Annotated in this window: 11 protein-coding genes; all 11 read left to right on the top strand. The window is 66.3% G+C overall.

All coding sequences use genetic code 11. From position 1 onward, the window contains the following. Positions 1-2 precede the first annotated feature (2 nt). The 11 genes from serC to WDLP6_RS08040 all read left to right on the top strand — a co-directional run bounded on the left by serC (position 3) and on the right by WDLP6_RS08040 (position 12,783). On the top strand, positions 3-1,109 hold the full coding sequence (gene serC, locus WDLP6_RS08090; protein ID WP_174259926.1) for a 3-phosphoserine/phosphohydroxythreonine transaminase: 1,107 nt from the start codon (positions 3-5) through the stop codon (positions 1,107-1,109). Between the two features lie 20 nt (positions 1,110-1,129). Continuing rightward, positions 1,130-2,248, top strand: coding sequence for a prephenate dehydratase (pheA, locus tag WDLP6_RS08085; protein WP_162591918.1), 1,119 nt, complete (start codon positions 1,130-1,132; stop codon positions 2,246-2,248). A gap of 7 nt (positions 2,249-2,255) precedes the next feature. Next, the gene (locus WDLP6_RS08080; RefSeq protein WP_162591917.1) at positions 2,256-3,116 is read left to right on the top strand and encodes a prephenate dehydrogenase; all 861 of its coding nucleotides are present in this window, start codon (positions 2,256-2,258) and stop codon (positions 3,114-3,116) included. A 1-nt stretch (position 3,117) separates the two neighbouring features. After that, entirely contained in the window at positions 3,118-5,130 is a 2,013-nt protein-coding gene (locus tag WDLP6_RS08075; protein ID WP_162591916.1) for a bifunctional 3-phosphoshikimate 1-carboxyvinyltransferase/cytidylate kinase, read from the top strand. Positions 5,131-5,299: 169 nt separating this feature from the next. Further along, a complete protein-coding gene (gene rpsA, locus WDLP6_RS08070) occupies positions 5,300-6,985 on the top strand; it encodes a 30S ribosomal protein S1 (RefSeq protein WP_162566529.1) in 1,686 nt (561 codons plus the stop codon). Positions 6,986-7,033: 48 nt separating this feature from the next. Then, positions 7,034-7,351 (top strand): integration host factor subunit beta, encoded by a 318-nt coding sequence (locus WDLP6_RS08065; RefSeq protein ID WP_162566528.1) that lies wholly within the window; start codon positions 7,034-7,036, stop codon positions 7,349-7,351. A 74-nt stretch (positions 7,352-7,425) separates the two neighbouring features. Further along, the gene (locus WDLP6_RS08060; protein WP_162591915.1) at positions 7,426-7,734 is read left to right on the top strand and encodes a LapA family protein; all 309 of its coding nucleotides are present in this window, start codon (positions 7,426-7,428) and stop codon (positions 7,732-7,734) included. Then, positions 7,724-8,899: a lipopolysaccharide assembly protein LapB gene (lapB, locus tag WDLP6_RS08055; RefSeq protein WP_162591914.1), complete on the top strand. Its 1,176-nt coding sequence runs from the start codon at positions 7,724-7,726 to the stop codon at positions 8,897-8,899. Before WDLP6_RS08060 ends, lapB begins: the two co-directional genes overlap by 11 nt. 114 nt (positions 8,900-9,013) lie before the next feature. Further along, positions 9,014-9,340 (top strand): ComEA family DNA-binding protein, encoded by a 327-nt coding sequence (locus WDLP6_RS08050; RefSeq protein WP_162566525.1) that lies wholly within the window; start codon positions 9,014-9,016, stop codon positions 9,338-9,340. Positions 9,341-9,465: 125 nt separating this feature from the next. Then, positions 9,466-9,843: a fluoride efflux transporter CrcB gene (gene crcB, locus WDLP6_RS08045; protein ID WP_162591913.1), complete on the top strand. Its 378-nt coding sequence runs from the start codon at positions 9,466-9,468 to the stop codon at positions 9,841-9,843. A 42-nt stretch (positions 9,844-9,885) separates the two neighbouring features. Further along, positions 9,886-12,783, top strand: coding sequence for a monovalent cation/H+ antiporter subunit A (locus WDLP6_RS08040; RefSeq protein WP_162591912.1), 2,898 nt, complete (start codon positions 9,886-9,888; stop codon positions 12,781-12,783).

Raw genomic sequence — 12,783 nt, 5'->3', positions numbered from 1 at the left:
CGGTGGCGCGCCCGTACAACTTCTCTGCCGGCCCTGCCGCGATGCCGGAGGCGGTGTTGCAAATCGCCGCGTCCGAAATGCTGGACTGGCACGGCAGCGGCATGAGCGTCATGGAGATGAGCCACCGCGGCAAGGAGTTCGGCGCGATCTGCACGCAGGCCGAGGCCGCGTTCCGTACGCTCCTGTCGATACCGGAACATTTCCACATCCTCTTCATGCAGGGAGGCGGGCTCGCAGAAAATGCGATCGTGCCGATGAACCTGTCGCGCGGCACCATCGCCGACTTCGTGATCACGGGCAGTTGGAGCGCCAAATCGCAGAAGGAGGCGCAGCGCTACTGCAAAGCGAACGTGGCGGCAACGAATGCCGATGCGCAGCACACGCGGCTGCCCGATCCGGCGACCTGGCAGCTCACGCAGGGTGCCTCGTACGTGCACGTGTGCAGCAACGAGACGATCCATGGCGTCGAGTTCCAGGAACTGCCCGATCTCGCGGCACTCGGCAGCGATGCGCCGCTCGCCATCGACTTTTCCTCGCACGTCGCGTCCCGGCCTGTCGACTGGCGCCGCGTCGGCCTTGCTTTCGGTGGCGCTCAGAAGAATCTGGGGCCGGCCGGCCTCACGATCGTGGTCGTGCGCGACGATCTGCTCGGCCGCGCGCTCGAGATCTGTCCCAGCGCCTTCAACTACAAGACCGTTGCCGACAACCAGTCGATGTTCAACACGCCGCCGACCTGGGGCATCTATGTCGCCGGCCTGACCTTCCAGTGGCTGCTGCAGCAAACCGAAGACGGACGCCAGGGCGTCGAAGCGATGGAAAACCGCAACATCGCCAAGGCGCGGCTCCTGTACGACTTCATCGACGCTTCGGATTTCTACGAGAACAGGGTCGCCGTCGATTGCCGTTCGCGCATGAACGTCCCTTTCTTTCTGCGGGACGAGCGCCGCAACGAGGCGTTTCTGGCCGGCGCCCGCAATGCGGGCCTGCTTCAATTGAAGGGGCACAAGTCCGTCGGCGGCATGCGCGCCAGCATTTACAACGCGATGCCGATGGCTGGCGTGCAAGCACTCGTGCACTACATGCGAGAATTCGAACGGTCGCACGCATAGAGCGCATGCGCACCTGACCGATGACCGCACCCGCCCCACAGCCCCCTGTTCCCGACACCTCCTCCAGCCTTGGCGATCTGCGCGTGCAGATCGACTCGCTCGACCAGCAACTGCTCGATCTCCTGAACCGGCGCGCGCATGTCGCCGAAGAGGTCGGCGAGATCAAGAAGCGCGAGGGCACGCCCTACTTCCGCCCCGATCGCGTGGCGCAGGTGATCGAGAAGATGCAGCAGAGCAATGCCGGCCCGCTGAAGGCGTTGCACGTAGCGGCCATCTGGCGCGAGATCATGTCCGCCTGCCTGGCGCTCGAGTCGCCGCAGCGGGTCGCCGTGCTGGGCCCCGAAGGCACCTTCTGCGAGCAGGCGGCCATCGAGTACTTCGGCGGTGCGGCCGACCTGATCCATTGCGCCAGTTTCGACGAAGTCTTCCACGCCACGGCCGCCGGAAGCGCGCAGTACGGCGTCGTCGGCATCGAGAATTCGACCGAGGGCGTCGTCACGCGATCGCTGGATCTGCTGCTGCACTCACCGACCCACGTGGTCGGCGAAGTCAGCCTGCTGGTGCGTCATCACCTGCTGCGCACCAGCAACAGCCTCGAAGACATCGAGGCCGTGCTCGCGCATCCGCAGGCGCTCGCGCAGTGCCAGACCTGGCTTTCCAAGCACCTTCCCCGGGCCGAGCGCCGCGCGGTGTCCAGCAATGCCGAAGGCGCACGGCTGGCAGCCGGCAATCCGGCATGGGCGGCTCTCGCGAGCGAGCGCGCCGCGACGCGCTTCGGCCTGCATATCGTTGCGCACGCCATCCAGGACGACTCGTACAACCGCACACGCTTCGCGATCATCTGCCTGCCGCAGACGCTGGCGATGCCGCCGGCTTCCGGCAGGGACTGCACCAGCCTGATCGTCTCGGTGCCGAATCGCCCCGGAGCGGTGCACGACCTGCTGGTCCCGCTCAAGGTCAACAATGTCTCCATGACGCGCTTCGAGTCGCGGCCGGCGCGCACCGGGCAGTGGGAGTACTACTTCTACATCGACCTCGACGGCCACCCGTCGCAGCCCAACGTCGCCGCCGCACTCGCCGAATTGCGCAAACTCTGTGCGTTCTACAAAGTCATCGGCGCCTACCCCGTCACGGCCTGAGGCGCGCATGTTCGAACAGCTGGGTCTGATCGGCTGCGGCCTGATGGGCGGCTCCTTTGCACTGGCGCTCAAGCGCGCGCGGCGGGTCAAGCGCGTGGTCGGCTACAGCAAGTCCCCTTCGACCACCGAACGCGCCCGGCAGCTCGGCGTGATCGACGTGGCAGCTCCTTCCGCGCTGCTCGCCATCTCGGGCGCCGACATCGTGCTGATCGCGGTCCCGGTAGGTGCCTCCGAGCTGACCTTCAAGGCGATCCGCCACGGCATCACGGAACAGATGCTCGTCATGGACGTAGGGTCGACCAAGGGCGATGTGATCGAGGCCGCGCGCCGCGGCCTGCAGGACCAGCTCGGCAACTTCGTCCCGGCGCATCCGATCGCAGGCAAGGAGGTTTCAGGCGTCGAGCACGCCGATGCCGACCTGTTCGTCGGCCGGCATGTCGTCCTCACGCCGATCAAGGCGACGCTGCGTTCGAACGTGCAGCGTGCCACGCAGGCCTGGTCGGCTGTCGGCGGCAAGGTGCTGACGATGACGCACGAAGCCCACGACAGCGCGCTCGCCGCCGTGAGCCATCTGCCCCATCTGCTGGCCTTCGCCTTCACCAATGCCATTGCCGCCCACCCTGAGGGCGAGCGCTTCCTGGAGCTGGCCGGGTCCGGTTTCCGCGATTTTTCACGCATCGCCGCCAGCGATCCGGCCGTCTGGCGCGACATCCTGCTGGCCAATCGCGAGCAGGTGCTGCTGCAGTCGAAGGCCTTCCGTCAGAGTCTGATGCAGTTCGAAGCCCTGATCGCTGCGAGCGATGCGCAGGCACTCGAGAATTCGATCGCTGCGGCGAGCCGCACACGCGCCCAATGGCGCAACGGCTGACATGTTCTCCACGCACTTTCTCGACATTCCCCCGCTCGCCGGGGCGGCCGGCACCGTCCGATTGCCAGGCTCCAAGAGCATTTCCAATCGCGTGCTTCTGCTGGCTGCGCTGGCCGACGGTACGACCACCGTGCGCGACCTGCTCGATTCCGACGACACGCGCGTGATGCTGGACGCGCTTGCGGCGCTGGGCTGCGGCATCGAGCGAAGCATGGGCACCACGGTTCGCGTCGAAGGGCTGGGCGGCCGGTTGCGCACGCCGCGCGCCTCGCTCTTCCTCGGCAATGCCGGCACCGCCATGCGGCCGCTGACCGCGGCACTCGCCTTGCTCGGCGGCGAATTCGAACTGCGCGGCGTTCCGCGCATGCACGAGCGGCCGATCGGCGACCTGGTCGATGCGCTGACCCAGTTCGGCTGCCGCATCGATTACCTCGGCAACCCGGGCTTTCCGCCGCTCTGCATCCACCCCGTCGCACCCGATTCGCTGCAGCTCGATGCGCCGATCCGCGTTCGCGGCGATGTCTCGAGCCAGTTCCTCACGGCGCTGCTGCTGGCGCTTCCGCTGGCGGCAGCCCGGCAGGACATCGTGATCGAAGTGGTCGGCGAGCTGATTTCCAAGCCCTACGTCGAGATCACGCTCAATCTGCTGGCGCGCTTCGGCATCGCCGTGCAGCGCGACGGCTGGCAGCGCTTCACGATTCCGGCCGGCAGCCGATACCTCTCGCCCGGCGAGATCCATGTCGAGGCCGACGCTTCCTCGGCCAGCTACTTCATCGCGCTCGGCGCCATGGCCGCGGGCCGGCCGGGCGGCGCGCCGGTCCGGATCGAAGGGGTCGGCGCCGACTCGATCCAGGGCGACATCCGCTTCGTCGAAGCGGCGCGACAGATGGGTGCGCGCATCGACAGCGGGCCGAACTGGCTCGAAGCTTCGCGCGGCGCCTGGCCGCTGAAGGCCATCGATCTGGACGCGAATCACATTCCCGACGCGGCCATGACGCTCGCGGTCATGGCGCTTCATGCCGATGGCCCCAGCACCCTGCGCAACATCGCCAGCTGGCGCGTGAAGGAAACCGATCGCATCGACGCCATGGCCAACGAGTTGCGCAAGCTAGGTGCCACCGTCGAGGACGGCCCCGACTTCATCCGCGTGCATCCGTTGGCGGCATCGGATTGGCGGGCGGCGAGCATCCGCACCTATGACGATCACCGCGTGGCGATGTGCTTCGCACTGGCCGCCTTCAATCCGGCCGGCTTGCCGGTGCGCATTCTCGAACCTCATTGCGTCGCCAAGACCTTTCCGGATTATTTCGAAGCGCTGTTCACGGTGACCGAGGCTGCCGGGGTGCCCGTGATCTGCATCGATGGACCCACTGCGTCCGGCAAGGGAACGCTCGCGGTCGAGGTGGCACGGTGGCTCGGCTACCACTATCTCGACTCGGGTTCGCTCTATCGTGTGACGGGCCTGGCCATGCGCCGCCAGGGTCTGGCACCCGAGCCCGGGCAGGAAAGCCTCATTGCCGAACTGGCGGGCAGCCTCCCGCTCAGTTTCGCCGAGGGCAAGGTTCTCCTGGCCGGCGAAGACGTGAGCGACGCCATCCGCACCGAAGCCGCCGGCATGGACGCCTCCCGTGTCTCGGTGTTGCCGGCCGTGCGCAACGCGCTGCTCATGCTGCAGAAGAACTTCCGGCAATTGCCGGGCTTGGTCGCCGATGGCCGCGACATGGGCACCGTGATCTTTCCCGATGCCTCGCTCAAGGTCTACCTCACCGCGAGCGCCGCGCGGCGCGCCGAACGACGCCATAAGCAATTGATTTCAAAGGGTATTTCGACTACAATTGACAGTCTTCGCGCCGACCTGGAAGCGCGTGACTTGCGGGATTCGTCTCGCAGCGTCGCGCCGCTGAAGCCGGCGCCTGATGCCCGCCTCCTGGACAACTCCCTGCTTTCGATCGAGCAATCGGTCGAGCAGGTGCTGGACTGGTGGCAGGAAGTACAGCCCTTCGAGTCTTCTTGAAGGGTGTTTCGGTCCAGCAGGCCCCCATCGCGCGACAGCGCACTGGCCTGCTGGTTGTTCAACTTTTAACCGGGCCTCCAGCCCACAACCGCCGTCTCCAGACCCCAGCCAGTCGCCGCGATCTTGCAATTGCGACTGCCAACCCTGCGTGACGGAAGGAACACTGACAATGTCTGAATCTTTTGCCGACCTCTTCGAAGAATCCCTGAAGCGTTCCGAAATGCGCACCGGCGAGGTCATCACCGCCGAAGTCGTGCGTGTCGAACACAACCACGTCGTGGTCAACGCAGGCCTCAAGTCCGAAGCCTACGTGCCGATCGAGGAGTTCAAGAACGACAAGGGTGAACTCGAAGTCCAGGCCGGCGATTTCGTCTCCGTTGCCATCGGCAGCGTCGAGAACGGCTACGGCGACACCATCCTCTCGCGCGACACCGCCAAGCGTCTGGCTTCGTGGCTCGCGCTCGAGAAGGCGCTCGAATCCGGCGATTTCGTCACCGGCACCACCAGCGGCAAGGTCAAGGGCGGCCTCACGGTCCTGGTCAACGGCATCCGCGCCTTCCTGCCGGGTTCGCTGATCGACACGCGTCCGATCAAGGACCTGACCCCCTACGAGAACAAGACCCTCGAATTCAAGGTCATCAAGCTCGACCGCAAGCGCAACAACGTGGTGCTCTCGCGCCGCGCCGTGGTCGAAGCCAGCATGGGCGAGGAACGCGCCAAGCTGATGGAAACCCTGAAGGAAGGCGCAGTCGTGCGCGGCGTCGTCAAGAACATCACCGAATACGGTGCGTTCGTCGACCTCGGCGGCATCGACGGTCTGCTGCACATCACCGACATGGCATGGCGCCGCGTGCGCCACCCGAGCGAAGTGGTGCAGGCCGGCCAGGAAATCACCGCCAAGATCCTCAAGTTCGACACCGAGAAAAACCGTGTCTCGCTGGGTCTGAAGCAAATGGGCGACGATCCGTGGATGGGCGTTTCGCGCCGCTACCCGCAGAGCACGCGCCTGTTCGGCAAGGTCACGAACATCGCCGACTACGGCGCGTTCGTCGAACTCGAACCCGGCATCGAAGGCCTGGTGCACGTGTCCGAGATGGACTGGACCAACAAGAACATCGCGCCGAACAAGATCGTCTCGCTCGGCGACGAAGTCGAAGTCATGGTGCTGGAAATCGACGAAGACAAGCGCCGCATCAGCCTCGGCATGAAGCAGTGCAAGGCCAACCCGTGGCAGGAGTTCGCGCAGAACACCAAGCGCGGCGACCGCGTCAAGGGCCCGATCAAGTCGATCACCGACTTCGGCGTGTTCGTGGGTCTGGCTGCCGGCATCGACGGCCTGGTTCACCTGTCCGACCTCTCCTGGAACGAGCCCGGCGAAACCGCCGTGCGCAACTACAAGAAGGGCCAGGAAGTCGAAGCGATCGTGCTGGCCGTGGACGTCGACCGCGAACGCATCAGCCTGGGCATCAAGCAGCTCGACAGCGACCCGTTCACGACCTTCACCACCGTCAATGACAAGGGCCAGATCGTCACCGGCAAGGTCAAGACCGTCGACGCGCGCGGCGCCGAGATCGACCTCGGCGAAGACATCATCGGCTACCTGCGCGCCAGCGAAATCTCCCGCGACCGCGTGGAAGATGCACGCAACGTGCTCAAGGAAGGCGACGAGGTCACGGCCGTGGTGGTCAACGTGGATCGCAAGACCCGCAACATCCAGCTGTCGATCAAGCAGAAGGACATGGTCGACGAACAGGGCGCCATGGCCAGCCTGAGTCAGCAGTCGGCCCGCGAAAACGCAGGCACGACGAGCCTGGGCGCCCTGCTCCGTGCCAAGCTGGACAACAGCGAGAAATAAGCAGACGACTGCACGGAGGGCTTCGCTCTCCGTGTCCTTCTGTGGTTTATGACTCGTTCAGACCTTGTTGAAGAGTTGGCGGCGCGCTTCGCGCAACTGACGCACCGCGATGCCGAATACGCCGTCAAGACCATTCTTGATGCGATGAGCGATGCACTGGTGCGCGGCCACCGCATCGAGATTCGCGGCTTCGGCAGCTTCACGGTCAATCGTCGTCCGCCTCGCATCGGCCGCAACCCGCGTTCGGGCGAGAGTGTGCAGATTCCCGAGAAGCGCGTTCCGCATTTCAAGCCGGGCAAGGCGCTGCGAGAAGCGGTCGACGCGCGCACCGCGGAGCTCGACGCCGAGCAGCGCAAGCACGGTTGAGACGGCCCCGACCTTTGCCCAATGCCGATGCCGCGATAGGCCGGCATAGAATTCCCCCGCCAACGGGGACGTGCATGAAATACCTCCTGTGGCTGCTGAAGGCAGCCATTTTTTTTACCCTCTTCGCCTTCGCGCTGAACAACCAGCACGACGCGACGGTGTACTTCTTCTTCGGAACTTCGTGGCGCGCGCCGCTGGTGCTGGTGGTGCTCGCGGCCTTTGCGGGTGGCCTCGTGGTCGGCGCGCTCGGCATGCTGCCGGGCTGGTGGAAGCACCGCAGCGCGGCGGCGCAACTGCCTTCCGCGCCGATGCCGGCCGCCGCTGCGCCGATGTCCGCGACGCCCACGACCGACCTGCCCGCCGTGCGCCAACATGGACTTTGATCTCAGCTGGTTGCTGCTCGGGCTGCCGATCGCGTTCATCCTCGGCTGGGTCGCTTCCCGCTTCGACCTGCGGCAGTTGCGGATCGAGAACCGCCAGGCGCCCAAGGCCTACTTTCGCGGTCTCAACTTTCTTCTGAACGAGCAGCAGGACCAGGCGATCGATGCGTTCATCGAGGCCGTGCAGAACGATCCCGACACCCAGGAACTGCACTTCGCGCTCGGCAACCTGTTCCGCCGTCGCGGCGAATACCAGCGTGCCGTGCGCGTGCACGAACACCTGTTGGGCCGTGGCGATCTCTCCCGTGCCGATCGCGACCGTGCACAGCATGCGCTCGCACAGGATTTCCTGCGCGCAGGCCTGCTCGATCGCGCCGAAGCCGCGCTGCAGAAGCTCGAAGGCACGCGCTACGAGAACGAGGCGCGCCTTTCTCTGCTCGCCATCTACGAGCGCTCGCGCGAATGGGCGCAGGCCGCAGCGGTGGCGCAGAAGCTCGACGAATCCGAGCAGGCCAGCTACAGCACGCGCCGCGCGCACCATCTGTGCGAGCAGGCGGCCGAACAGGTGGCCGCCGGCGAGCTCGATGGCGCGGCGCAGCTGTTGCAACAGGCTGTCGCGCTGGCACCGCAGGCACCGCGGCCGGCCATCGACACCGCGGCACTGCAACTGCGCAACGGCGAATCCGCCGAGGCTTTCCAGACGCTCGCTTCGCTCAGCGAAAGCGCGCCCCTCGCACTGCCCCTCTATGCCGCGATGCTGCAGCAGGCGGCCGTCGCTGCGCAGCGCGCCGGCGAGGCGCTGGTCCTGCTTCAGCGCCGCTACGTCGAGTCGCCATCGATCGATGTGCTCGAGGCGATCATCGCACTGGGCGGCGCGCCGGCATTGCCCGACGAGGAACAGACCGAACCCAGAGAACCGCGCGACGGCTACATCGCCCACCTGACGCTGCAGCCTTCCCTCGTGGCGGCATCGCGCTGGCTGGCCGGTGAACGCTTTCATCACGAGCAGTTTCATCCGCAGGTGCAGCGCGCACTCGATCAGGCCACGCGGCCGCTGATGCGCTATCGGTGCGCGGCTTGCGGCTTCGAAGCCCATCAGTACTTCTGGCATTGCCCGGGTTGCCAGGCCTGGGACAGCTACCCGCCGCGGCGCGTCGAAGAACTCTGAGTTTCGGCGGCGTCAACCGCTTCGCGCGCGCTGACGTTGAACTGACGCCTGGCGCGTCCGGTGTCAGGCGGGACGCCTTCCAACGTCTCTCAAACAACAATGCAGGGAGTTTTTATGCTGAAGAAAATCGTGGCCATCGCGGCCATGTTGTTTGCTGTCGCCTCGTGGGCAGCGGTCGATGCCAACAAGGCCAGTGACGCGGAACTGGATGGACTCAAGGGCGTCGGCCCCTCGCTCACCAAGCGCATCGTCGAGGCACGCAAGCAAGGAGCCTTCAAGGATTGGCCCGACCTCATGACGCGCGTCAAGGGCGTGAAGGAAAAGAAGGCCGCCAAGCTGTCATCCGAGGGCCTCACCGTCAACGGCGAGAGTTTCAACGGCGCCGCTGCGCCCGCCAAGGTCGCGAAGACCGAATCGAAGAAGGCCGTCGCGAAACCTTGAACGGTGCCGTCGCCGCATGGCCGCGGCGATGAAAGACAAGCCGCCTTCGGGCGGCTTTTTCATGGCCCGTCCTCTTCGACGCCGGGGGCGCATGACGCCACCCGGCGGCCCCGGATAATCGCCGCATGCTGTTGAATGTCCTCGTCATCTGCGCGGCCGCCTGCACCGGCGCACTTCTACGATGGGGCTTTGCCCTGTGGCTCAATCCCGGCGGTCTGATCCCATGGGGCACGCTGGCCGTGAACCTGATCGGCGGCTACCTGATCGGCGTGGCCATCGGGGTGTTCGACGGCATGCCGGACATCGATCCGGCCTGGCGGCTCATGGTGATCACCGGGTTCCTGGGTACGCTCACCACCTTCTCGAGTTTCTCGGCCGAGGTCGTCGGCATGTTGCTCGGTGGCCGACCTGGACTCGCACTGGGCACCGTCGCCGTGCACCTCGGCGGCTCGCTGTGCCTGACCTGGCTGGGCTTCCGCACGGTGCAGCACTTCATGGCCTGACGTGGAGGATTCTCCAAGGGGCGCTCGATAGAATCGATCGCAATGCCCCTTGTCTTCCTCGTCGCACTTCCCTTCATTGCCAGCGTGCTCGCGGCCCTGCTGCCGTCGAACGCCCGCAATCGGGAGTCGACACTGGCAGGCGTGGTGGCGCTGGGCTGCGCGATCCAGGCCGCGTTCCTCTTTCCCCATCTGGCCAACGGCAACGTGATCCGGCAGAAGATCGAGTGGCTGCCCGCGCTCGGTCTCGATCTGGTGTTCCGCATGGACGGCTTCGCATGGCTGTTCTGCATGCTGGTGCTGGGCATCGGCGCGCTGGTGGTGCTCTATGCGCGCTACTACATGTCGGCGTCCGATCCGGTGCCGCGCTTCTTCTCCTTCTTCCTTGCGTTCATGGGCGCGATGATGGGCGTGGTGCTCTCGGGCAACACGGTGCAGATGGTGCTGTTCTGGGAACTCACCAGCCTGTTCTCCTTCCTCCTGATCGGCTACTGGCATCACCGGCGCGATGCGCGGCGCGGCGCCAGCATGGCGCTGACGGTCACCGGCGCGGGCGGCCTGTGCCTGCTGGCCGGCGTGCTGGTGCTGGGCCGCATCGTCGGCAGCTACGACCTCGACGTGGTGCTGGCCTCGGGCGACGCGATCCGTGCACATCCGCTCTATCCGGTGGCGCTGGTGCTGGTGCTGTTCGCGGCCTTCACCAAGAGTGCACAGTTCCCGTTCCACTTCTGGCTGCCGCGCGCGATGGCGGCGCCCACGCCGGTGTCCGCGTACCTGCATTCGGCCACGATGGTGAAGCTCGGCGTGTTCCTGATGGCGCGGCTGTGGCCGGTGCTCTCCGGCACCGACGAATGGTTCTGGCTGGTGAGCAGCGCCGGCGCCGCCACGCTGCTGCTCGGCGGCTACATCGCCATGTTCCAGCGCGACCTCAAGGCGCTGCTGGCCTATTCGACGATCTCGCACCTCGGGCTCACGACACTGCTGCTCGGGCTCAACAGTCCGCTCGCCGCAGTCGCGGCCGTGTTCCACATCATGAACCACGCGACCTTCAAGGCTTCGCTGTTCATGGCGGCCGGCATCATCGACCATGAGAGCGGCACGCGCGATATCCGCAAGCTGAGCGGGCTGCTCAAGCTGATGCCGATCACCGGCACGCTCGCGATCATCGCGAGTGCCTCGATGGCGGGCGTGCCGCTGCTCAACGGCTTTCTGTCGAAGGAAATGTTCTTCGCCGAAACGGTCTTCATCCAGGCGACGCCGTGGGTCGACTGGGCCTTGCCCATCGTCGCGACGCTCGGCGGCATCTTCAGTGTCACCTATTCGGCGCGCTTCGTATTCGATGTCTTCTTCGGCCCGCCCTGCGGGCCCGCCGTGCCGAGGCAGCCGCACGAGCCGCCGCACTGGATGCGCGTGCCGGTCGAGCTGCTGGTGCTGGCCTGCCTGGTGGTCGGCGTGGCGCCGGCCTGGTCGGTGGGCGCCTTTCTCGCGACGGCCGCCGCGCCGGTGGTCGGCGGCGTGCTGCCCGAATACAGCCTCGCGGTGTGGCATGGTTTCAACTTGCCGCTCCTGATGAGCTTCATCGCGCTGGCCGGCGGTGCGGCGCTCTACCTGCTGCAGCGGCGCGGCCGCACGCGCGGTGCGCTCGAGTACACGCCGCTGCTGCACGGTTTCGACGGCCAGCGGGTGTTCGAGAACCTGCTCGCCCGCCTCGGCGAAGCCGGCCGTCGCAGCCGGCGTCTGTTCGGCACGCGGCGGCTGCAGGCGCAATTGCTCCTGCTGGTAATCGTCGCGGTGGGTGGCGCGGCAGCGTCGCTCTGGCTCGCGCCCGCCGAACGCGGCACGCGCGAGCTGCTGCCCTTCTCGCCGATGTTCGCGATGACGTGGCTCATCGGCGCGACATGCGCGCTCGCCGCGGCCTGGCAGGCCAAGTTCCACCGGCTGGCCTCGCTGATGCTGGCCTCGGGCGCGGGCCTGGTGTGCTGCATCACCTACATCTGGTTCTCGGCACCCGACCTTGCGCTCACCCAACTGGTGGTGGAGACGGTGACCACGGTGCTGATCCTGCTCGGCCTGCGCTGGCTGCCGATGCGCACCGCCACGACACAGCCTGCGCAGACACGATGGCGGCTCTGGGGACGCCGCACGCGCGATCTCGCGATCGCCATCGCCGCCGGCTGCGGCATGGCGGCGCTCGCATGGACCGTGATGACGAGACCGTTCCCGCAAAGCATCTCGCCCTTCTTCCTCGAACGCGCGCTGTCCGAGGGCGGCGGCACCAACGTGGTCAACGTGATGCTGGTCGACTTCCGCGGCTTCGACACCTTCGGCGAGATCACGGTGCTGGGCGTGGTCGCGCTGACCGTCTATGCGCTGCTGCGGCGCTTTCGTCCAGCGATCGAATCGATGGCGCTGCCGGCGCAGCAGCGGGCACCGGCGGACGACGGCAGCAGCGATCTGCTGAACCCGCGCCGCGCCAAGGACACCGCGGTCGGCTACCTGATGGTGCCCGCCGTGCTGGTGCGACTGCTGCTGCCGCTGTCGGTGCTGGTCTCGGTCTATTTCTTCATGCGCGGCCACAACCAGCCGGGCGGCGGCTTCGTCGCCGGGCTCGTGATGTCGGTCGCGCTGGTGCTGCAGTTCATCGTCTCCGGCACCGAGTGGGTGGAAGAGCATCTGCGCATCTACCCGCGGCGCTGGATCGCGATCGGCCTGCTGCTCGCGCTGGCCACCGGCTCGGGCGCGGTGGCATGGGGCTTTCCGTTCCTCACGACGCACACCGCGCACCTGCATCTGCCGCTGCTCGGCGAGATCCATGTGCCCAGCGCGCTGTTCTTCGACATGGGCGTTTTCGCGCTCGTGCTCGGAGCAACCATGCTGATCCTCACTGCGCTGGCGCACCAATCCGTGCGCAGCCATCGATGGGCAGAAGAGAGGCACGACTGA

This window comes from Variovorax sp. PBL-E5 (assembly GCF_901827185.1).
Classification (GTDB): domain Bacteria; phylum Pseudomonadota; class Gammaproteobacteria; order Burkholderiales; family Burkholderiaceae_C; genus Variovorax.
This window is presented reverse-complemented; position numbering and strand designations above follow the sequence as displayed.